The following is a 22,311-nucleotide window of genomic DNA, read 5'->3' as shown; positions in this document are numbered from 1 at the left end:
CGTAATGGCCCTGTTCACTCAGACATAGCAGTTTAAGATGCAGGCATTCCCCCCGCAATACGGATGACAGCCATGAAGATTGTGCATTACGCCACCGCAGAACAACTCGCGCGCTGCTACCCGCTGATGCGTGCGCTGCGCGGGCGGCTGGCGGATGAGGCGCAGTTTATCGCCCAGGCGCAGCGTCAGCAGGCGCAGGGTTATCGCCTCGCCGGTATCGAACATCAGGGACAGCCGGCGGTGCTGGCCGGTTATCGCCTGCTGGAGAATTTTATCCATGGCAGCTTCTGCTACGTCGATGATTTGGTGAGCGATCCCGCGCTGCGCGGTCAGGGCTTCGGCGCCGCGCTGCTCGACGGCTTAGCGGTGCTGGCGCGTGAGTACGGCTGCAGCCGCATGGTGCTGGATACCGCAATCAGTAATACCCGGGCGCAGGCGTTTTATCAGCGCTGCGGCTATCAGGCGCTCGGCCTGCATTTTTATCGCTCTATCGTATGAGGAATCACTGCATGAATGTGCTGCACATTAAAGTCAGCCCGGATCTGGCGGGATCGGCGTCGCGCATCGCCTCGGCACGTCTGATCGAAAAGCTGCGCAGCCGCCATCACGATCTGCACGAGACGGTGCTGGATCTGGCGCAACAGCCGCTGCCGCATCTGGATGCCTTCACCATCAGGGCTTTTTTTACCCCACCGGAGGCGCGTGAGGAAGCGCAGCGTAACGCCATTCGCACCTCGGAACAGCTGGTGGATCAGCTGTTTGCCTGCGACACCCTGGTTATCTCATCGCCGATGTGGAACCTCGGGCTGCCGTCGGTGCTGAAAGCCTGGTTCGACCATATTACCCGCGCCGGCCGCACCTTCGCCTTTACGCCTGAAGGCACCAAAGTCGGGCTGGTGAGCGGCAAAAAAGTTTACTGCGTGATGGCCAGCGGCAGCGTGTTTGCCCACGGGCCCTTTATGCAGGATGACCAGTTCACGCCGTACGTGCGCGCGGCACTGGCGTACATCGGCATCAGCGATGTGCAGTTTATCCGCGTCGACGGCACGCACGACCCGCTCAGCCGTGCCCGCGCGTTACCCGAAGCACTCGAAACCATTGAACGTCTGTTTTGACGGAGGAAAATCATGACTCAACGCGTTAACCATTTCAAAACCACCCCGGCGCTGGCCAAAGCGATGTCGGATCTGTCGAACAGCGTCGCCAGCACGTCGCTGGAGAAGTCGCTCAGGCATCTGGTGGATATCCGCGCCTCGCAGCTCAACCACTGCGCGTTCTGCCTCGATATGCACATCAAGCAGGCGGCGATTGACGGCGAGCACGAGCTGCGGCTGCACCATGTGGCGATCTGGCGTGAATCGCCGCTGTTCAGCGCGCGGGAGAAAACTGCCTTTGCCCTGACCGAAGCGCTGACGCGCATTGGTGAGCACGGCGTTGACGAGGCGCTGTACGGCGAGCTGCGCGCGCACTTCTCCGAGGTGGAGATTAGCGAGCTGACCTTCAAGATCGCGGTGATCAATACCTGGAACCGGCTGATGATCCTGTCGCAGATGGCCCCCGGCGCGCTCGACAGCGCTTACGGGCTGGATCGTGCTGATTTGCGGTAATTTTTATCGCCAGTGGCTGCGGCTGCTGGCGATAGCATGTTTTTCTGCGCGCCCTGACGCTATAGTGAAGTTTTGCACCACACAGGACACCGCGCATGAAAGGCATCAACATTGCGATTTACTTCGATCCCGACCTGATTCGCATCTGCGTTCACCAGCCGGATGACAGCTACCTCAGCCAGACGTTTCATTACGCCGACAGCGTGATTGAGGAGATCTATCAGTGGCTGGAGCAGTTCACGCCGGGTCGCACCCACATTTGCCTGATTGAGCACGACACCGCCGATATCCTCGCCGATGAGCTGGTGGACAACGGTTATCACGTACATCAGGTGAGCCAGCATGCGCTGCTCAGCTGGTTCGCCAGTGAGCCGCCCGCCACGCCAGACGGCTCGCCGGTGCGCGCGCTGCTGCGCTATCTGGAGAACGAGAAGCCGGCAGAGTATCAGTCACGCACGCCGCAGATTGAAGCGCTGATGGAGTTGCTGGATGAGCTGGACGATCTGGAAGGCGTGGAGAGCGAGGAAGATGAGGATAACCTGCCAGATAACGTGCTGCGCCTGATGAAGCAGAAGAAAATCAGCGCCAGCGACGCCGCCCAGCGCCTGTTGCCAGACGTGAATGAACGCATTCGCGAGCATTTGATTCATTATCCCGAGCTGATGACGCCGGATTTGCTGGAAGATTTTTTCCCCGAGCTGCTGGAAGCGATGGAAACGCCGAAGCATTGATGCTTTACGCCGCGACAGGGAATGCCGATGACTGATTCTGCCCCGTTAATCGCACATTATGTAGCGGCGCGATTTTTCGCGCGCCCTGGACAGCCGCATCGCTGTCTGATGCGCAATAAATTGCGCCGCTACGGGTTGGGTGCAATAAGAGCGCGTCTGAATGCTTTGCGCCACGAGGGGATATGCAGATGACTGAGTCTGCCCCCGTTAATGGCACATTCTGTAGCGGCGTGATTTTTCGCGCGCCCTGAACAGCCGCATCGCTGTCTGATGCGCAATAAATTGCGCCGCTACGGGTTGGGTGCAATAAGAGCGCGTCTGAATGATGTGCCTGTTAACCGCGCCATCATGGGCGCACCTGGATGTGGAATAAATCATGCTGGAACTGTTCAAAGCCATCGGGCTTGGCCTGGTGGTGATTTTGCCGCTTGCTAATCCGTTAACCACCGTGGCGCTGTTTCTCGGCCTCGCGGGTGACATGAATTTTCAGGAACGCAATCGCCAGGCGCTGCAGGCGTCGATCTACGTGTTCCTGATTATGATGGTCGCCTGGTATGCCGGTAACGCGGTGCTGCACACCTTTGGCATCTCGATTCCCGGCCTGCGCATGGCTGGCGGGCTGATTGTCGCCTTTATCGGCTTTCGCATGCTGTTCCCCGCCAAACCGGTCGGGCATTCGGTGGAGGCCAAACACAAGCTGGATGAACTCGACGCCAGCGACGACCCGCGCGAAACGGTGAATATCGCCTTTGTGCCGCTGGCAATGCCGAGCACCGCCGGACCGGGCACCATCGCGATGATCATCAGTTCGGCCTCGACGGTGAAAGCCGGCGTCGATTTCCCCGCGTGGGTGGTAGCCATCGCGCCGGTGCTGACGTTCCTGGCGGTGGCGGTGATTTTATGGATTTCGCTGCGCAGCTCCGGCGCCATCATGAAGCTGGTCGGCAAAGGCGGCATCGAAGCGATTTCGCGCCTGATGGGGTTTTTACTGGTGTGTATGGGCGTGCAGTTTGTCATCAACGGCGTGCTGGAAGTGGCGCACACCTTTCATTAAACAATAAAAAATCGCACCGTACTGTAGCGGCGCGATTCATCGCGCAATGCCCGCCATCTCGCGACGCCGGGCATTGCCATCAGGACAGCGCGCCAGAACGCGCCGCTACGTTTTAGTGCAGCGTTTTCCGCACATCCGCCACCTGTTCTTTCGTCACTGCCGGCGCGTGGTTGCTCCAGCCCTGACGAATAAAGGTGGCCAGCTGCGCCACTTCATCATCGGTCAGACGATACGCAAACGGCGGCATCGCCAGCGTCGACGGCGCTTTCTCCGTTGAGGGCTGCTGCGCACCGGCCAGAATGGTGTGAATCAACCCGCTGGGGTCCTGCGCATTGACGATAGTGGCCTGATCCAGCTCCGGGAAGATCCCCGGCGCGCCCTTGCCAGTGACAAAGTGACAGGCACCGCAGTTGTCGAGATACAGACGCTCGCCTTCGCTCAGATTCTTCGCCGCCGTCAGCTTCGCCTCGGTCTTCTGCTGCGCCTGCACGTCGTACGCCTGCAGCGGCGGATTGCCGCCGAGGAACTTGAGGTAAGCGGCAATCGCTTGCAGATCGGCATCCGTCATGTGCGAGCTGGAGTGCTCCACCACTGACGTCATCTCGCCGCCCACCGCGGCTTTATCGTTACGTCCGGTTTGCAGATAATCGACAATCTCCTGCTCGCTCCAGCGTGGCACACCGCGCAGCGATGGCACCTCCCAGTTATTCAGGCTGCCGCCGGCGAGGAAGCGATCGTCGCTGCTGTCCAGCGCCTTCTCGTTCATGCCGAGGCCGCGCGGCGTGTGGCAGCTGCCGCAGTGGCCGAGGCTTTCCACGATGTAAGCACCGCGATTAACCTGCGCTGACGCACCGCCAATCGGCTGGAACGGCTTATCTGAGGTAAACGCCCAGTTCCAGAAACGCATGCCCCAGCGCTGGCTGAACGGGAAGCTCAGCTTGGTTTCCGGCGGCTGCGCGCTATCTGGCTTCACGCCCTGCATGAAGTAGACGTACAGCGCGTGCAGGTCTTCATCGCTGATTTTGGCGTAATCCGGGTACGGCATCGCCGGGTAAAGGCGCGAGCCGTCCGGCAGCACGCCTTTGCGCACCGCGTCCGAGAACTGCTGCTCGCTGTAGTTGCCGATGCCGTGCTGTTTATCCGGCGTGATGTTGGTGGAGTAAATGGTGCCGAGGTTCGACTCAATCGCCAGCCCGCCGGCGTAATCCGCTTTGCCCGCCACGGTATGGCACGCCATACAGTCGCCAAGGCGCGCCAGATACTCGCCCTTTTTAATCAGTGATGCGTCATCTGCTGCCTGCGCCTGCACCGCACAGCTTGCCAGCAGCACCGCGTGAGCGATTAACAATGATTTTAATTTCATGTGCTTATGCCTGTACCAGTGGGCCGGGATTCTGCAAATAGTGCTCTTTGATAGCCTGCGCCGCCATCAGGGTAATCGCGCCGATGGTGTCGGTCGGGTTCGCCTGGAAGTTCTGCGGGAAGGCGTTACCGCCCGGCACAAACACGTTGTGCACATCCCAGCTTTGCAGGTACTTGTTCAGCGCCGAGGTTTTCGGGTTGTCGCCCATCACCGCGCCGCCCACGTTGTGGGTAGAGACGTATTTGGTCAGATCAAAGTCAGCGCCCATCGGCAGGAAGCTCATGCTCATGCTGTCCGGATTCAGCTCTTTGGCGATGTCGCCAACGATGCCTTTCAGGTGCTGCTGCAGCTTGAGCTCGTTCTGTTTCCAGTTAAAGGTCATGCGCAGCAGCGGCTGACCGCGATGGTCGGTGTAGTGCGGATCCAGATCCAGATAGATATCGCGGTACGACTGGCAGGTGGTGGTAATACTGATCTTCATCGAATGGTTGTACCACTGCTCCAGCCCCTCTTTGTACCCCATGCCCCAGCTCGGTGTGCCTTTCGGCAGCGCGGTGCCAATCGGCGTACCGGTTGCCTGCGAACTGTGGATTTTGGCACCACCCAGGAAGCCGAGTCCCGGACCGTCGAAGTTGCCGGGCGAGATGTCGTTGAACATCTGACCGGTCGCGCCAGCGGTGGCGAAAGCATTGAAGTTCTTGTCTTTAAAGAACAGCGTGGCGCCGCCGTTGGAGAGAAACGCATAGTTACGCCCGACGACACCCTCTTCGGTGATCGGGTTGTAGGGCTTGCCGATGCCGGACAGCAGCATCAGGCGCACGTTATACAGCTGGAAGCTGGAGAGCACCACAATCTTCGCCGGCTGGAACACTTCGTTGCCGTCGGCGTCAAAATAGAGCACGCCCTTCGCGGTTTTGCCGTCGTCGTGCAGTACCACTTTGTACACTTCCGCATGTACTTCATAGGAGAAATTCGGCATGCGCTTCAGCGCGTCCATCACTGCCGTCTGCGGTGAGGCTTTTGAGTAGTTCAGGCACGGATATTTCGAGCAGTAGCCGCAGTAGTTGCAGGGAGCGATCTGGTTGCCGTACGGGTTTTTCCACGCGCGCGAGACGCAGGCTGATGGGTTCGGGAACGGATGATAGCCCAGCTTCTTCGCCGCCTCTTTGAACATCACGTTGTTCAGCGTATCGTCCAGCGCCGGCAACGGATACGGCTCAGAACGCGGGCCTTCAAACGGATCGCCGCCTTCCAGAATTTGCCCGCGCAGGTTGCCGGTGGTGCCCGACTGGCCGCAAATCAGCTCAAACTTGTAGAAATACGGCTCGATCTCATCCCAGGTGAATGGGAAATCCATCACGCGCATGTCATCCTGCAGGATGCCGGGCTTATAGGCCTGATCGACGTAGGTTTTCAGTTTGATATCGGTGGGCGTGGGGCGAATCAGTACCGCCGTCCAGTGCATGCCCGCGCCGCCGACGCCGGTACCTGGAGCAAATGCGCCCCATTTGCGGGTTGGCAGCGCCGTCTGGTCCATGTTGTAACGCACGGTGACCGCCACTTCTTTTGGCGTGGCGAACACTTTGTTGCGCACATTATAGGCGTACTCATCGGCCGGTTTCGGGTAAGCGAAATCCGGGTAGTCGCGCTCGCCGCCGCGCTCAAGGGCGCGCACGTCCAGTCCGGCCATTGCCAGCTCGATACTCATCAGCGAGCCGGCCCAGCCGAGGCCGCACACCACGACGTCGACTTCTTTCTTTATAATCTGTGCCATGTTTTTCTGTCTCACATACCAAATACGGGGATTCAGGCGCGTTCGCCCATCAGGCTGACCGGTCCGAGCGGATACGGCACGTTGTGCTGCTTCACCCACTCGGTGAAGCTGGCGCGTGCCCCCGGGAAGCCGATGGCGATCCAGGCTTTCATGCCTTTGTTGCCGCCGTACATCGGGTCAGCGAGGTAGCCGTGTTTGGTATCGGAAAGCAGCTGGCTGAAGAACTGCGAGGCTTTCAGGTTCGGTTCGCCCAGCGCGGCGAAGTCGATACCGTCGTTTTTATTCACTCTGGTCAGCACCGCATCTTTCTCTGCCAGCGTCAGCTGAGTGAACGCTTTGTGGTAGGTGCTCTGCGTCCACTGCTCCACCAGTTTGATGCCGGTGCGATACATCTGCTGCGGCGTGAACGGAATCTGGTAGCCCATGGTGGCGGGCGCGTGCACGTCAAACGGCCCCTGCAGGTAGATCTCTGCGCCGAACTCCGGGCTGTGCAGCTGCTGGTCAATGAAGATCGGCACGTTGGTTTCCAGCGCACCCGGCGCTTTGCCGTTGCCTCCGGCGGGGATCAGGCGATCGGTCGCGGCCAGAATAAACTGCCACTCCTCAGCGCTAAAAAAGATCGGTTTATAGTCGGCAAGGTCCGGTGCTGCCATTTCCGCAGCCTGGGCTGCAGTCAGTCCTTTTAAAACCAGGTCGCTTAATGGCAAAGCCAGCAACGACCCAAGTAAAAACTTACGTCTGGTGGTCGGTTTTTCTAAAAGCATGGCGCGACGACTCTCACTTGCTAAGAAAGGGAATTATTTTTGTTAATAGATTTATAAATCGGCAAACAAGCTGGCAATCTTATGGATACAGATATTTCAGGATGTAAGAATTAAATTTTAAATGTGTTTTGATGAGAAACCATCAACCTGACAAAAAGTCGCCAGGCGCTGTGGACGCGCTTTCGCAGCGGGAATTGCGCTTTTAACCGTACAAATGCCAGGAGATTAGCGCCAGAGACTGGGCAAATGACTGAAACAAATCGGCGTGAGAAATAGTCGCTCAGCTTAATTAATCAGAAAAAATCATACTTCCATACCAGAGCTTATTCTTATCAATAACCGCTTATTGGCTCAATGCGCAACGTCTGAGCGATTTATTTCCTGAATATGACAGCGCGCGCACAAAATAACCGATTAGTTAATTGCCGGTATTAATTGTTATTTCCGGCACAGCTCAGAACAAACCGGCATTTAGCCAGCAGCGCGACAGCGATAAAGTCGTCGCATCAATTACTCAGGATAATCATGATGCGAGCACTCTTATTGTTCTTCACCTTATTCAGCAGCGCCTTTGCCCTGCAGGCCGCCACGCCAAAAGACACACTGGTGGTGGCCGTGCCGCTCGACGGCATTATCAGCTTCGACCCGGCAGAAAGTTTTGAGACCGTCAGTAACAGCGTGCAGCGCAACATTTATCAGACGCTGGTAGAGGCCGATCGCGATGCGCCACAAAAACTCGCGCCGCTGCTCGCCACCTCATGGCAGCCCGGCAGCACGCCGCACAGCCTGGTGTTCAATCTGAAACCGGATGCGCATTTCGTCAGCGGTAACCCGGTGACCGCGCAGGACGTAGTGTTTTCGCTGACGCGCGCGGTGCAGCTCAATAAAGCCCCGTCGTTTATTCTCGCTGAGTTTGGCTGGACGGCGGACAACATCGCCAGCCAGCTGCGGGCGGTGAACGATCATCAGCTGGAGATTCAGTGGCCGGCGCAGATTGGTCAGGACCTGGCGCTGCGCCTGCTGACCGCACCGGTGGCCTCGGTGGTGGACAGCAAAACCGTGCAGCAGCACATCACTGGCAACGATAGAGGCAACGGCTGGCTGCACACTCACTCCGCGGGCAGCGGCGCATTCAGCATCCAGCAATATGTGCCGCAACAGGCGCTGGTACTGAGCGCAAATCCGCACGCCAGCCCGCAGCCGCAGCTGAAACGCATCCTGCTGAAAGGCGTGGCCGATGCCGGTGCGCGCCGCCTGCTGATTCAGCAGGGCGATGTCGATGTGGCTTACCAGCTGGGCCCGGACCAGATCGATGCGCTGAAAAACGACCAGCAGCTGCGCATTGAAGCCTTCCCGTCGAGCCTGGTCTATTACCTGGCGTTTAATACGCAAAACAAAGCGCAGCCGGCGCTGGGTAATCCGGCGCTGTGGCAGGCGGCGCGCTGGCTGGTGGATTACAACGCCATTTCACGCGATCTGCTGAAAGGCCAGTACCGTATTCACCAGAGCTTCCTGCCGCAGGGCTTTGACGGCGCGCTGGAGAATCAGCCGTTCCATTATGATGTGGCCAAAGCCAAAGCGATTCTGGCGCAGGGCGGTATCAGGCCCGGCAGCAAATTCTCGCTGACGGTGATCAACCAGCCGCCGTACATCGACGTGGCGCAGGCGCTGCAGGCCAGCTTTGCCAAAGCCGACGTGCAGATTGAGCTGCAGCCGGTGGCGGAATCGGAACTGTGGAGCAAAATGCGCGGACGTGATTTCCAGTCGATCTTTATTTACTGGGGCGCCGACTATGTGGATCCGAATACCAACGCCAGCGCCTTTGCCTATAACGTGCCGGGCGGCTCTAAAACGCTGGCGTGGCGCGTCGGCTGGGAGATTCCCGAACTGAGCGCACAGACGCGCACCGCAGCTGGTGAGAGCGACGCCAGCCAGCGCCGCGCGCTGTATACCGCGCTGCAACAGCGCGTACAGCAGGATTCGCCGTTCGTGGTGATGCTACAGGGCGCACAGCAGGTGGCGGTGCGTAATAACGTCAGCCACGTGCAGCAGGGCATCGGCGTGAGCCTGCTGTTTTTCGATGCGGTAGAGAAGAGGTAGGTCGGTACGCGCTGCCCCTCATCCCAGCCTTCTCCCGCCCGCGGGAGAAGGGCCGATCACGCGGGCAGCAACCGGAACTCCCCTTATTTTTCACCCAAATATCCCTCTCTCTCCCGCGCACCGCTTGCTATTCTTTGAGTCATTACGCAATGCCGGAGAGCGCAACCATTATGACTACCCCACTGCTGATCGCCCAGACGCCTGACCTTCAACTGCATCTGCTGCCCGCCATGGCTAACCGTCACGGACTGATAACCGGCGCGACCGGCACCGGTAAAACCGTGACGCTGCAAAAGCTGGCTGAATCCTTCTCCGCCATCGGCGTGCCGGTGTTTATGGCCGATGTCAAAGGCGATCTTTCCGGTATTGCGGCCGCGGGCGATGGCTCGGAAAAGCTGCTGGCGCGGCTGGCGAAGATTGGCGTCACCGACTGGCAGGCGCAGAAAAATCCGGTGATGCTGTGGGATATCTTCGGCCAGCAGGGCCATCCGGTGCGCGCAACGGTGTCCGATCTCGGCCCGCTGCTGCTGGCGCGGCTGCTCAGCCTCAACGAGGTGCAGTCCGGCGTGCTGCAAATTATCTTCCGTATCGCCGACGATCAGGGCTTGCTGCTGCTGGACTTCAAAGATTTGCGCGCCATGACGCAATACATCGGTGATAACGCCAAAGCGTTTCAGACGCAGTACGGCAATATCAGCAGCGCCTCGGTGGGCGCCATTCAGCGCGGCCTGCTGGCGCTGGAGCAGCAAGGGGCTGAACACTTCTTTGGCGAGCCAATGCTGGATATCCGTGACTGGATGCGCTGCGACGCTGACGGCAAAGGTTTCATCAATATCCTGGCAGCGGAAAAGCTTTATCAGCAGCCGAAACTCTACGCCACCAGCCTGCTGTGGCTGCTGGCGGAACTGTATGAACAGCTGCCGGAAGCCGGCGATCTGGAAAAACCAAAGATGGTGTTCTTCTTTGACGAAGCGCATCTGCTGTTTAACGACGCGCCGCCGGTGCTGCTGGAGAAAGTAGAACAGGTGATTCGCCTGATTCGCTCGAAAGGCGTTGGCGTGTACTTTGTCACGCAGAATCCGGCGGACATTCCGGATAATGTGCTCGGTCAGCTGGGTAACCGCGTGCAGCATGCGCTGCGTGCCTTCACGCCGAAAGACCAGAAAGCGGTGAAAAGCGCCGCCGAAACCATGCGCGCCAACCCGGCGTTTAATACCGTGGAGGCGATTCAGGCGCTGGGCACCGGCGAGGCGCTGATCTCTTTCCTCGATGAGAAAGGCAGCCCGTCGATGGTGCAGCGCGCCATGGTGATCGCGCCGGGCTCGCGCATGGGGCCGGCCACTCCTGATGAACGCAACAGCCTGATCAACCATTCGCCGCTGTACGGCAAATACGACAGTGCCGTCGATCGCGAATCGGCGTTCGAAATGTTGCAGCAAGGCGTACAGGCCGCGCCGCAGCAGGCCGATGCGCCGCCCAGCAAAGGCAATAGCGTGGCGGTGGATGAAGGTATTCTGGGCGGGCTGAAAGAGATTCTGTTCGGCAGCACCGGGCCGCGCGGCGGCAAGCGCGACGGCGTAGTGCAGAGCGTGGCGAAAAGCGCGGCGCGCCAGGTGACCAATCAGATCATCCGCGGCGTGCTGGGCAGTCTGCTCGGTGGACGCCGCCGTTAATCGCCCTCTGCTATGATCGTGGTATGGATAAATATCAACAATTAAAACGGAGCAAGCGTCTGGCCCTGTCGCTGCTGCTGATTGCCGCCGCGACCTTTGTCGTGACGCTGTTTCTGCCGCCCACGTTCTGGGTGCTGGGGCTGAAGGCGATTGCCGAAGCGGCGATGGTCGGCGCGCTGGCCGACTGGTTTGCGGTGGTGGCGCTGTTTCGTCGCGTGCCGGTGCCGTTCATCTCGCGCCATACGGCAATCATTCCACGCAACAAAGATCGCATCGGCGAGAATCTTGGCCGCTTCGTGCAGGAGAAGTTTCTCGATACCGATTCGCTGCTGGCACTGATTCGCCGCCACGATCCGTCACAGCTGCTGGCGCAGTGGCTCAATACGCCGGGCAACGCCGATCGCATTGGTCGCCACCTGCTGCAGGTGATGCGCGGTTTCCTCGATCTCACTGACGATCAGCGTATTCAGCGCTTTTTGCGCCGCGCGGTGCATCGCGCACTGGATAAGGTCGATCTGACCCAGTCCAGCGCGCTGCTGCTGGACAGCCTGACCAAAAACAATCGCCATCAGGAGCTGCTGGACGCTGCTGTGCAACAGCTGCTGCGTCTGCTGCACAAACCCGGCACACGCGAGTTTATCGCGCTGCAGATTGTGCGCTGGCTGAAACGCGAACATCCGATCAAGGCCAAAGTGCTGCCGACCGAATGGCTGGGCGAACACAGCGCCGAGCTGGTCGCCAACGCGGTGGATTCGATTCTCGATGAAGTGGCGCGCGACCAGGGCCACGAATTTCGCCTCGGTTTTAACCGCGCGGTACAGCGCCTGATAGAGCGACTGAAAAGCGATCCGGAGATGGCCGAACGCGCTGAGACCATCAAACACTGGCTGAAAGAGGATGAGTCGTTTAACCGTTACATTGGCGAGCTGTGGCAGGACCTGCGCCGCTGGCTGAAGAGCGACCTCAACAGTGATGATTCGCGCGTGCAGGAGCGGGTGCGGCTGGCGGCGCTGTGGCTGGGCGAAACGCTCGCCGCCGATGAAGCACTGCGTACTTCAATGAATCAGCATCTGGAAGACGCTGCGCGCAGCGTCGCGCCGGAGTTTGCGGCGTTTCTCACCCGCCATATCAGCGATACGGTGAAAAGCTGGGATGCGCGCGAAATGTCGCAACAGATTGAGCTGAACATTGGCCGTGATTTGCAGTTTATCCGCATCAACGGCACGCTGGTGGGCGGTACCATTGGCCTGGTGCTGTTTTTGCTGTCGCAGCTGCCGGGCTGGCTGCAGACGTTGCGCTAACGGTGCGGGCATCGACCTGGTCGCCATGAATAAAAAAGGTCGCCATGAATGGCGACCCTACGGTAACGGTGCGGGAATGACAGGGGCGCCCTGAATCGCGGCCCTGCAACACTCCCTACCGCCGTTTCAGCAACAAATACAAACTGATGGCAAAGAACGCGCCGCTGGGCAGAATCGCGCCCAGCACCGGCGGTAAACCGTATACCAGACTCAGCGGCCCGAAGATCTGATCCAGCACGTAGAACAGGAAGCCAAAGCTGATGCCGGTGACCACGCGCACGCCCATCGATACGCTACGCAGCGGACCAAAGATAAACGACAGCGCCATCAGCATCATCACCGCCACCGACAGCGGCTGGAAGATTTTGCCCCACATATTCAGCAGGTAGCGCCCGGATTCCTGGCCGCTCTGTTTGAGATATTTGCTGTAGTTATACAGACCGCTGATCGACAGCGCGTCCGGGTCCAGCGCCACCACGCCGAGCTTGTCTGGCGTCAGATTGGTTTTCCATTCGCCGCTCAGGCTCTGTGAACCGGTAATCTGCTTCGGATCTTTCAGGTCCGACTCATCCACCTGCGACAGCTCCCACAGTTTGCGATCTTTATTCCAGACCGCGGTGGCGGCATAGCGCACGCTCAGCAGACGCCGCTGGTCGGTAAAGCGATAGATACTGACGCCGTCGATCTCGTTGTCGCCTTTAATGCGCTCAATGTAGATAAAGTCGTTGCCGTCTTTCGCCCACAGGCCGTTTTGCGTCGAAACCAGCGAGCCGCCGTACAGCTGCTGCGCCCGGTAGTTACGCGCCATCTGCTCGCCCTGCGGGGCGACAAATTCGCCCACCGCCATGGTCAGCAGCACCAGCGGAATCGCAGTTTTCATTACCGCCAGCGCCACCTGCAGACGGGTAAAGCCGGAGGCCTGCATCACCACCAGTTCGCTGCGCTGCGCCAGCGTGCCCAGCCCCAGCAGCGCGCCCAGCAGCGCCGCCATCGGGAAGAAGATCTCGATATCTTTCGGCACGCTGAGCAGCGTGTAGTAACCGGCATCCAGCGCGGTATAAGCGCCCTGCCCGGTTTTACGCAGCTGATCGACGAACTTAATGATGCCCGACAGCGACACCAGCATGAACAGCGTCATCATGATGGTGTTGAAGATGGTTTTGCCGATATAGCGGTCAAGGACCTTAAACATCACACGGATCCTCCACGGCTAAAGCGCGCGCGGAAACGGCGCATCGGTACGGTATCCCATACGTTGAGCGCCACCGCCAGCGCCAGATACGCCAGGTTGACCACCCACATCCAGATCGCCGGATCAAACCGGCCTTTCGCCGCGTTAGAGCGCAGTGAGCTCTGCAGCAGGAAGAAGATCAGGTAGAGCAACATTGCCGGCAGCATCGACAGCACGCGGCCCTGACGCGGGTTAACCACGCTGAGCGGCACCACCATCAGCGCCATCACCAGCACAGCGAACACCAGCGTTAGACGCCAGTGCAGCTCCGCCTGGAACTGTGGCGTTTTGGTTTTTATCAGCGTGCTGATATCGGCCTGATCGGCATCGTTGGGATCGAGCACCGCCTCTTTGTATCCCACCAGCGCCTGATAATTGACGAAGTCGGTAATACGGAAGTCACGCAGCAGCGCCGTGCCTTCAAAGCGCGTGCCTTTGTCCAGCGTCACGGTCTGCGAGCCATCTTTGTGCTGCTCCATGTGACCGCTGTCGGCCAGCACCACCGAAGGCCGTGCATTGCCCTTCGGCCGCAGCTGCGCCAGGAACACGCTGCCGAATTTGTTGCCCTTCACGTCTTCGACGAACAGCACGGTGTTGCCGTCGCTGGAGGTCTGGAACTGCCCCGCCGCCAGCGCCGCCGCTCCCGGGTTGGCTTTGGCATTTTGTGTCACTTCATCCTGATAGCGCGAGGACCACGGGCCAAGCCAGATCACGTTGACCGCCGCCACCAGCGAGGTGAACAGCATCAGGATCATCGCCGCTTTAATCAGGACGCCTTTACCCAGCCCGCAGGCGTGCATCACCGTAATTTCACTTTCGGTGTACAGCCGCCCAAGGGTCATTAAAATCGCCAGAAACAAGCTTAGGGGCAGGATAAGTTGTGCCATTTCAGGCACGCCAAGTCCTAACAATGTCAGAACCAGATTTGTTGGGATTTCGCCATCCACCGCCGCACCCAAAATCCTGACTAACTTCTGGCAAAAGAAGATAAGTAGCAGGATGAACAGGATAGCCAGCTGGCTTTTGAGCGTTTCCCGAACCAGATATCTAATGATGATCACGCTTAGTACGCCTGTGAAAACTTGTCTTTTTGCAGGAAAATCGCTAGTTTCAACGCTTATCAGCCATTTTTCTTCATCAATGGCCGTCATGGTAGCTAAAATAGTATGACGAACGCGTTAGGGTGGTGAAAAAACAACACATTGTCACCCCACTCATTATGGCCGCCGGCGTTAAATTGTCATGGCGTCGCAACAAATTAATGGGTTACGAACGCGCTACATTCTAACGACAGCTAAGGCCGTTGTCTTTAAGATTCAGGAGAGTGCATGGAGTTCAGTGTAAAAAGCGGTAGCCCGGAAAAACAGCGCAGCGCCTGCATTGTGGTTGGCGTTTTCGAACCGCGTCGTCTGTCACCAATTGCCGAGCAGCTGGATAAGATCAGCGATGGCTACATCAGCGCGCTGCTGCGCCGCGGTGAGCTGGAGGGCAAAGTGGGTCAGACGCTGCTGCTGCACCATGTGCCAAATATCCTGTCCGAACGTATCCTGCTGATCGGCTGTGGTAAAGAGCGCGAGCTGGATGAGCGCCAGTACAAACAGGTGATTCAGAAAACCATCAATACCCTGAACGATACCGGTTCGATGGAAGCGGTGTGCTTCCTGACCGAACTGCACGTTAAAGGGCGCAATACCTACTGGAAAGTGCGCCAGGCGGTAGAAACCTCTAAAGAGGCGCTGTACAACTTCGACCAGCTGAAAAGCAACAAAGTTGAGCCGCGCCGTCCGCTGCGCAAGCTGGTGTTCAACGTGCCGACCCGCCGTGAGCTGACCAGCGGTGAGCGCGCTATTCAGCACGGTCTGGCCGTTGCCGCCGGCGTCAAAGCGGCGAAAGACCTGAGCAATATGCCGCCGAATATTTGTAACGCCGCGTATCTGGCATCGCAGGCACGTCAGCTGGCCGATGCGTACAGCAAAAACGTTACCACCCGCGTGATTGGCGAACAGCAGATGAAAGAGCTGGGCATGAACGCCTATCTGGCGGTCGGTGCCGGTTCGCACAATGAGTCGCTGATGTCGGTGATTGAGTACAAAGGCAGCAGCGACGCCGATGCGCGCCCTATCGTGCTGGTAGGTAAAGGGCTGACCTTTGACTCCGGCGGCATCTCCATCAAACCTGCCGAGGCGATGGATGAGATGAAATATGACATGTGCGGCGCGGCGTCGGTGTACGGCGTGATGCGCATGGTGGCGGAGCTGAATCTGCCGCTGAACGTGGTCGGCGTGCTGGTGGGCTGTGAAAACATGCCGGACGGGCGCGCGATGCGTCCGGGCGACGTGCTGACCACCATGTCCGGCCAGACGGTTGAAGTGCTGAATACCGATGCCGAGGGCCGTCTGGTGCTGTGCGATGCGCTGACCTACGTTGAGCGCTTCGATCCGGAAGTGGTGATTGACGTCGCTACCCTGACCGGCGCCTGCGTGATCGCGCTGGGCCATCACGTCAGCGGGTTGATGTCGAACCACAATCCGCTGGCGCACGAGCTGATCAGCGCATCAGAGCAGTCGGGCGACCGCGCTTGGCGTCTGCCGATGGCCGATGAGTATCAGGAGCAACTGGAATCTAACTTTGCCGATATGGCCAACATCGGTGGCCGTCCGGGCGGCGCAATTACCGCCGCCTGCTTCCTGGCACGCTTTGCGCGCAAATTTAACTGGGCGCATTTGGATATCGCCGGCACCGCCTGGCGCTCCGGTAAAGCCAAAGGCGCGACCGGCCGTCCGGTGCCGCTGCTGTCGCAGTTCCTGCTGAACCGCGCTGGCCTGAACGGCGACGATTAAGAGCCGGGGCGAATGCTGCAACGGTGCGTATGGATGCGTTTGGTACCCTGCGGCCATTGAAACGGTGCGCATGAATGCGCACCCTACGGGTGTGATGGTGCGTATAAATGCGTTAAATACCGTGCGGCCATTGGAACGGTGCGCATGAATGCGCACCCTACGGGTGTAATGATACGTATCACTGCGCACCCTACGGTGTAGGGTCGCCGTTCACGGCGACCTGATTATCAGCCGCACGGTTTACAGGGTCGCCATTGATGGCGACCTTATTATTGGACGCCGCAATCTTACTGTCGCACAATGCGCCCCACTGTCATTGATGGAAATAACCTGCCATGAAAAACGCCACCTTCTTCGTCATGGAGTCTGAAAGCGCCAGCGACGGCTTAAGCGCCATCGAAGCGCTGGTGTGCGATTTGGCCGCCAGCCGCTGGCGAGACGGTAAGCGCATCCTGATTGCCTGCGAAGATGAACAGCAGGCCAATCGGCTGGATGAAGCACTGTGGCAGCGTCCGGCCAACGCCTTTGTGCCGCACAACCTGGCCGGCGAAGGCCCGCGCTATGGCGCGCCGGTTGAGCTGGCCTGGCCGCAGCGACGCGGCAGTGCGCCGCGCGATCTGCTGATCAGCCTGCTGCCGCAGTTCGCAGATTTTGCTACCGGTTTCCATGAAGTGATAGACTTCGTACCTTATGAAGAATCCCTGAAACAACTGGCGCGCGACCGCTATAAAGCGTATCGCAGCGTTGGTTTCCAATTGAATACGGCGACGCCACCCCCGCCGCAAACGACATAGCAGATATGGAAAAGACATATAACCCGCAAGATATCGAGCAGCCGCTCTACGAGCACTGGGAACAGCAGGGCTACTTCAAACCGAATGGCGATACCAGCCAGGAAAGCTTTTGCATCATGATCCCGCCGCCGAACGTCACCGGTAGCTTGCATATGGGTCACGCCTTCCAGCAAACCATCATGGATACCATGATCCGCTACCAGCGCATGCAGGGTAAAAACACCCTGTGGCAGGCAGGTACGGACCACGCCGGTATCGCCACGCAGATGGTGGTTGAGCGCAAGATCGCCGCTGAAGAGGGCAAAACGCGTCAGGATTACGGTCGTGACGCCTTTATCGAAAAAATCTGGCAGTGGAAGGCTGAATCCGGCGGCACCATCACCCGCCAGATGCGTCGCCTTGGCAACTCGGTTGACTGGGAGCGCGAGCGCTTCACCATGGATGAAGGCCTGTCCAACGCGGTGAAAGAAGTCTTCGTCCGTCTGTACAAAGAAAACCTGATCTACCGTGGCAAGCGCCTGGTGAACTGGGATCCGAAACTGCGCACGGCGATCTCTGATCTCGAAGTGGAAAACCGCGAGAGCAAAGGCTCAATGTGGCACATTCGCTATCCGCTGGCGGACGGCGTGAAAACTGCCGAAGGCAAAGATTACCTGGTGGTGGCCACTACCCGTCCGGAAACCCTGCTGGGCGATACCGGCGTGGCGGTCAACCCGGAAGATCCGCGTTATAAAGATCTGATCGGCAAAGAAGTGATCCTGCCGCTGGTGAACCGTCGTATTCCGATCGTCGGCGACGAACACGCCGATATGGAGAAAGGCACCGGCTGCGTGAAGATCACCCCGGCGCACGACTTCAACGACTACGAAGTGGGCCGTCGTCACAAGCTGCCGATGATCAACATCCTGACCTTTGATGGCGACATCCGCGAGCGTGCGGAAGTGTTCGACACCAACGGTGAAGTCAGCGATGCCTGTTCCGATGAAATTCCGCCGCAGTTCCAGAAGATGGAGCGTTTCGCCGCGCGTAAAGCGATTGTCGCGGCCGTTGACGAGCTCGGCCTGCTCGACGAAATCAAACCACACGATCTGACGGTGCCGTACGGCGACCGCGGCGGCGTGGTGATCGAGCCGATGCTGACCGATCAGTGGTACGTACGCACGGCACCGCTGGCGAAAGTCGCGGTGGAAGCGGTAGAAAACGGCGATATCCAGTTTGTGCCGAAGCAATATGAAAACATGTACTTCTCGTGGATGCGCGACATCCAGGACTGGTGCATCTCACGTCAGCTGTGGTGGGGCCACCGCATTCCGGCCTGGTACGACAACAACGGTAACGTCTATGTTGGCCGCAGCGAAGAAGAAGTGCGTCAGGAAAACAATCTGGCCACCGACGTGACGCTGCGCCAGGATGACGACGTGCTTGATACCTGGTTCTCTTCCGGCCTGTGGACGTTCTCTACGCTGGGCTGGCCGGAGAATACCGAAGCGCTGCGCACCTTCCATCCTACCAGCGTGCTGGTGAGCGGCTTCGACATCATCTTCTTCTGGATTGCGCGCATGATCATGCTGACCATGCACTTCATCAAAGATGAAAACGGCAAGCCGCAGGTCCCGTTTAAAACCGTCTACATGACCGGTTTGATCCGCGATGAAGAAGGCCAGAAGATGTCCAAGTCGAAAGGCAACGTCATCGATCCGCTGGATATGGTGGACGGCATTTCGCTGGAAGATCTGCTGGAGAAACGCACCGGCAACATGATGCAGCCGCAGCTGGCTGAGAAGATTCGCAAACGCACCGAGAAGCAGTTCCCGGACGGTATCGTGCCTTCCGGCACCGATGCGCTGCGCTTCACCCTCGCCGCGCTGGCGTCCACCGGTCGTGACATCAACTGGGATATGAAGCGCCTGGAAGGCTACCGCAACTTCTGTAACAAGCTGTGGAACGCCAGCCGCTTCGTACTGATGAACACCGAAGATCAGGATTGCGGCCAGAACGGCGGCGAGCTGAAGCTGTCGCTGGCGGATCGCTGGATTCTGACGGAATTCAACAGCACCGTGAAAGCGTACCGTGAAGCGCTGGATAGCTATCGCTTTGATATCGCTGCCAACATTCTGTACGACTTCACCTGGAACCAGTTCTGTGACTGGTACCTGGAGCTGACCAAGCCGGTGATGAACAGCGGCAGCGAAGCGGAGCTGCGCGGCACGCGCAACACGCTGGTGACGGTGCTGGAAGCGTTACTGCGCCTGGCGCATCCGATCATCCCGTTCATTACCGAGACCATCTGGCAGCGCGTGAAAGTGCTGAAGAACATCGACCACGATACCATCATGCTGCAGCCGTTCCCGCAGTATGACGCGGCGAAGGAAGATGCGGAAGCGAAGGCCGATATCGAGTGGATGAAGCAGGCGATTGTGGCGGTGCGTAATATCCGTGCCGAAATGAACATCGCGCCGAGCAAGCCGCTCGACGTGCTGCTGCGCGACTGCTCGCCGGCGGCGCAGCGTCGTGTTGAAGAGAACCGCAACTTCCTGTCGCGCCTGGCGCGTCTGGAAAGCCTGACCATTCTGCCAGCCGGCGAGAAAGGTCCGGTCTCGGTGACCAAGATTGTTGATGGCGCAGAGCTGCTGATCCCGATGGCAGATCTGGTCAACAAGGAAGCCGAGCTGGAGCGTCTGGCGAAAGAGCTGGTGAAGCTGGATGTCGAGATCGAAAAGATTCAGACCAAACTGGCTAACGAAGGCTTTGTATCGCGCGCACCGGAAGCGGTGGTGGCGAAAGAGCGCGAGCGCGTAGCCGAGCTGGAGCAATCAAAAGCAAAACTGATTGAACAGCAGGGCGTGATTGCGGCATTGTAAGCGCTTCAGTCCTGACGCTTAATCGAAGCCGGGCACTGCCCGGCTTTTTTCTATCGGAAAATTATGATGACCACCGCCACGCCACTTAACCTGCAGGTGCGCCCGATTATCGCCGCCGATAATCCGCGGATTGCGCAGGTGATCCGCGATGTCTCCGCCGAGTTCGGCCTGACGGCGGATAAAGGTTATACCGTGTCCGACCCGCAGCTCGATCGGCTGTTTGAGCTGTACAGTGCGGCGGACAGCGCCTACTGGATCGTGGAGCATGAAGGTCAGGTGGTCGGCGGCGGCGGCGTGGCACCGCTCGCCTGCAGCGCACCGGATATCTGTGAGTTGCAGAAGATGTATTTCCTGCCGTCGGTGCGCGGGCTGGGTTTAGCGCGCGAACTGGCGCTGCGCGCAATGGATTTTGCCCGCCAGCGCGGGTTCCGGCGCTGCTACCTTGAGACCACCGGCAGCCTGACGCGCGCCATTAAGCTCTATCAGTCGCTGGGCTTTGAACAGATTGCGGACGCGATGGGCTGTACCGGCCACGTGGATTGCGAAGTGAGAATGCTGCGGGTGTTGTGAGGGAAAAACCACTCACTTCTCTACCGCAACGCCCTGCGCCAGCTGACCAATTAACGCCCCCAGCGTCTCTACCGCCGCCTCGGCGCGTGCATCCCATGGCCAGGCGGTGTTGAAACGGAAGCAGTGGCTGAAACTCTCGCTGCTGGAAAACAGCTGGCCCGGCGCAATACTGATGCCCTGTTGCAGCGCCAGATGATACAGCTGCGTAGCGTTGATCTGCTCTGGTAAGGTAATCCACAAAAAGTAGCCACCGGGCGTATCGCTGATGTGCGCCTCGGCGGGCAGCACGCGGCGCAGCGCCTGCTGTGCCAGCTGTTTGCGCTTCGCCAGCGTCTGACGTAGCTTTTTCAGATGCGTATCGTAGCTGCGGGTGCTGAGAAAATCCGCCAGCGCCAGCTGCATCGGCGCGCTGGTCGAGAGCGTACTCATCATCTGAATACGCTGCACGCGCTGCGCATAGCGTCCCGCCGCGACCCAGCCCACGCGAAATCCCGCTACCAGATTTTTCGAAAAGCTGCCGCAGTGCAGCACGTAACCCTCGCGGTCGAACGCTCTGGCCGGCAACGGCTTATCGTGGCCGTGATACAGGTCGCTGTAGACGTCGTCCTCTATCATCGCCACCTGATAACGCGTCAGCAGTGCCACCAGCTGCTGTTTGCGCCCGGCGCTGAGCGTGAAGCCGAGCGGATTCTGCCGGTTGGTCATCAGCCAGCAGGCTTTCACCGGCCAGCGCTGCAGCGCCTGCTCCAGCTCATCCAGATCGATGCCCTGCTCCACATCGCTGGCAATAGCAATCGCGTTCAGCTTAAGCCGTTCAATCGCCTGCAACGCGCCGTAAAATGAAGGGTTTTCGATCACCACCCAGTCGCCCGGTTCGGTCACCGCCTGCAGGCTGAGATTCAGCGCTTCCATTGCACCGTTAGTAATGACGATGTCATCCGGCGACAGCGTAATGCCCTGCTGCGCATAACGCTGGGCGAGGATTTTTCGCAGCGCTTCATTACCGGGCGGCAGATTATTCAGGGCATCGGTGGGTTTAAGATTGTGCGAGACCTTCACCAGCGAGCGCATCAGCTGGCGCTGGGGAAACAGTTCCGGATCGGGGAAAGCAGAACCAAACGGCATGATGGCCGGATCGCGCGTCGCCTGCAGCACATCGAACACGAAGCTGTTGGTATCGGCCTGATCGGTTTTAGCGATCGCCTGGGTTGGCAAACGCGGACGGCTCTCCGCCGCGCGCGGTGCCACGTAATAGCCCGACTGCGGCTTCGACACAATCCAGCCCTGGCTCTCCAGCACTTCGTAAGCGTGCATCACCGTCATCAGGCTCAACCCGCTCTGCTCCGCCTGCTGGCGCAGCGACGGCAGCTTTTCCCCCGGCGGCCAGATGCGTGCTTCGATTTGCGTACGTAGCTGATCTACCAGCTGCTGGTATTTGGCCATGGCGCCTCCGCTGCGGAAATGTCGCGCGCCAGTTTACATGGATTGATTCGGAGAGGATATCGCGTCCTCAGAGACATTCAGAACTGATGTTGCACCGTACGACTGGAAGCTGAGCGAAGGTGTCGGGGATGCTGCGACTTTTTGTTGGGTTGGGTGCGGTCTGGCCCTCACCCGCACGCGGGAGAGGGAGAAAAGACACACAGCG

The 22,311-nt window shown here is 58.9% G+C and carries 18 protein-coding genes; 12 read left to right on the top strand and 6 right to left on the bottom strand.

All coding sequences use genetic code 11. The features are described from left to right. Nucleotides 1–72: 72 nt before the first annotated feature. The 5 genes from C1N84_RS02835 (at nucleotide 73) to C1N84_RS02815 (ending at nucleotide 3,392) form a co-directional block, all read left to right on the top strand. The gene (locus tag C1N84_RS02835) at nucleotides 73–498 is read left to right on the top strand and encodes a GNAT family N-acetyltransferase (RefSeq protein WP_021314487.1); all 426 of its coding nucleotides are present in this window, start codon (nucleotides 73–75) and stop codon (nucleotides 496–498) included. An 11-nt stretch (nucleotides 499–509) separates the two neighbouring features. After that, a complete protein-coding gene (locus tag C1N84_RS02830) occupies nucleotides 510–1,115 on the top strand; it encodes an FMN-dependent NADH-azoreductase (protein WP_262265041.1) in 606 nt (201 codons plus the stop codon). 12 nt (nucleotides 1,116–1,127) lie between these two features. Further along, nucleotides 1,128–1,607 (top strand): carboxymuconolactone decarboxylase family protein, encoded by a 480-nt coding sequence (locus C1N84_RS02825; protein ID WP_058781936.1) that lies wholly within the window; start codon nucleotides 1,128–1,130, stop codon nucleotides 1,605–1,607. A gap of 95 nt (nucleotides 1,608–1,702) precedes the next feature. Next, a complete protein-coding gene (locus C1N84_RS02820; protein ID WP_021506729.1) occupies nucleotides 1,703–2,338 on the top strand; it encodes a hypothetical protein in 636 nt (211 codons plus the stop codon). A gap of 376 nt (nucleotides 2,339–2,714) precedes the next feature. Then, a complete protein-coding gene (locus tag C1N84_RS02815) occupies nucleotides 2,715–3,392 on the top strand; it encodes a MarC family NAAT transporter (protein WP_021506728.1) in 678 nt (225 codons plus the stop codon). 112 nt (nucleotides 3,393–3,504) lie between these two features. Here the strand turns inward: C1N84_RS02815 and C1N84_RS02810 are convergent, their stop codons facing one another. From C1N84_RS02810 to C1N84_RS02800, 3 genes are read right to left on the bottom strand one after another with little or no spacing between them, the layout of a single operon-like run. Further along, a complete protein-coding gene (locus C1N84_RS02810; protein ID WP_264441970.1) occupies nucleotides 3,505–4,755 on the bottom strand; it encodes a c-type cytochrome in 1,251 nt (416 codons plus the stop codon). Between the two features lie 4 nt (nucleotides 4,756–4,759). Beyond that, nucleotides 4,760–6,529 carry a GMC family oxidoreductase gene (locus C1N84_RS02805; RefSeq protein WP_264441969.1) on the bottom strand — a complete coding sequence of 590 codons (1,770 nt, stop codon included), beginning with the start codon at nucleotides 6,527–6,529 and terminating at the stop codon, nucleotides 4,760–4,762. Between the two features lie 32 nt (nucleotides 6,530–6,561). Next, nucleotides 6,562–7,293 carry a gluconate 2-dehydrogenase subunit 3 family protein gene (locus C1N84_RS02800; protein WP_264441968.1) on the bottom strand — a complete coding sequence of 244 codons (732 nt, stop codon included), beginning with the start codon at nucleotides 7,291–7,293 and terminating at the stop codon, nucleotides 6,562–6,564. A gap of 525 nt (nucleotides 7,294–7,818) precedes the next feature. Between C1N84_RS02800 and C1N84_RS02795 the strand changes: the two genes are divergently transcribed. From C1N84_RS02795 to C1N84_RS02785, 3 genes are all read left to right on the top strand, one after another. Beyond that, nucleotides 7,819–9,393: an ABC transporter substrate-binding protein gene (locus tag C1N84_RS02795; RefSeq protein WP_394541716.1), complete on the top strand. Its 1,575-nt coding sequence runs from the start codon at nucleotides 7,819–7,821 to the stop codon at nucleotides 9,391–9,393. A 170-nt stretch (nucleotides 9,394–9,563) separates the two neighbouring features. After that, entirely contained in the window at nucleotides 9,564–11,066 is a 1,503-nt protein-coding gene (locus C1N84_RS02790) for a helicase HerA-like C-terminal domain-containing protein (RefSeq protein WP_264441967.1), read from the top strand. A 23-nt stretch (nucleotides 11,067–11,089) separates the two neighbouring features. Continuing rightward, complete coding sequence (locus C1N84_RS02785; RefSeq protein WP_132464325.1) at nucleotides 11,090–12,367, top strand: DUF445 domain-containing protein; 1,278 nt, start codon at nucleotides 11,090–11,092, stop codon at nucleotides 12,365–12,367. Nucleotides 12,368–12,482: 115 nt separating this feature from the next. Here C1N84_RS02785 and lptG read toward each other — a convergent pair whose 3' ends face one another. Both lptG and lptF read right to left on the bottom strand, forming a co-directional pair. Next, nucleotides 12,483–13,559, bottom strand: coding sequence for an LPS export ABC transporter permease LptG (lptG, locus tag C1N84_RS02780; protein ID WP_021506721.1), 1,077 nt, complete (start codon nucleotides 13,557–13,559; stop codon nucleotides 12,483–12,485). Next, nucleotides 13,559–14,659 (bottom strand): LPS export ABC transporter permease LptF, encoded by a 1,101-nt coding sequence (gene lptF, locus C1N84_RS02775; protein ID WP_031279533.1) that lies wholly within the window; start codon nucleotides 14,657–14,659, stop codon nucleotides 13,559–13,561. Before lptF ends, lptG begins: the two co-directional genes overlap by 1 nt. Nucleotides 14,660–14,926: 267 nt before the next feature. On the opposite strand from lptF, the gene pepA reads away from it, so the two are divergent. The 4 genes from pepA (at nucleotide 14,927) to C1N84_RS02755 (ending at nucleotide 20,663) form a co-directional block, all read left to right on the top strand. Beyond that, the gene (gene pepA, locus C1N84_RS02770; protein WP_021506719.1) at nucleotides 14,927–16,438 is read left to right on the top strand and encodes a leucyl aminopeptidase; all 1,512 of its coding nucleotides are present in this window, start codon (nucleotides 14,927–14,929) and stop codon (nucleotides 16,436–16,438) included. A gap of 335 nt (nucleotides 16,439–16,773) precedes the next feature. Next, the gene (locus tag C1N84_RS02765; protein WP_021506718.1) at nucleotides 16,774–17,232 is read left to right on the top strand and encodes a DNA polymerase III subunit chi; all 459 of its coding nucleotides are present in this window, start codon (nucleotides 16,774–16,776) and stop codon (nucleotides 17,230–17,232) included. A gap of 5 nt (nucleotides 17,233–17,237) precedes the next feature. Then, nucleotides 17,238–20,093, top strand: a complete 2,856-nt coding sequence (locus C1N84_RS02760; protein ID WP_058776584.1) for a valine--tRNA ligase — start codon at nucleotides 17,238–17,240, stop codon at nucleotides 20,091–20,093. Between the two features lie 63 nt (nucleotides 20,094–20,156). Continuing rightward, complete coding sequence (locus C1N84_RS02755; RefSeq protein ID WP_370445700.1) at nucleotides 20,157–20,663, top strand: GNAT family N-acetyltransferase; 507 nt, start codon at nucleotides 20,157–20,159, stop codon at nucleotides 20,661–20,663. 12 nt (nucleotides 20,664–20,675) lie between these two features. On the opposite strand, the gene C1N84_RS02750 is transcribed toward C1N84_RS02755, so the two are convergent. After that, nucleotides 20,676–22,106: an aminotransferase-like domain-containing protein gene (locus C1N84_RS02750; protein ID WP_021506715.1), complete on the bottom strand. Its 1,431-nt coding sequence runs from the start codon at nucleotides 22,104–22,106 to the stop codon at nucleotides 20,676–20,678. Between the last annotated feature and the right edge of the window lie 205 nt (nucleotides 22,107–22,311).

It is taken from the genome of Pantoea sp. SGAir0418 (assembly GCF_043529865.1).
This window is presented reverse-complemented; position numbering and strand designations above follow the sequence as displayed.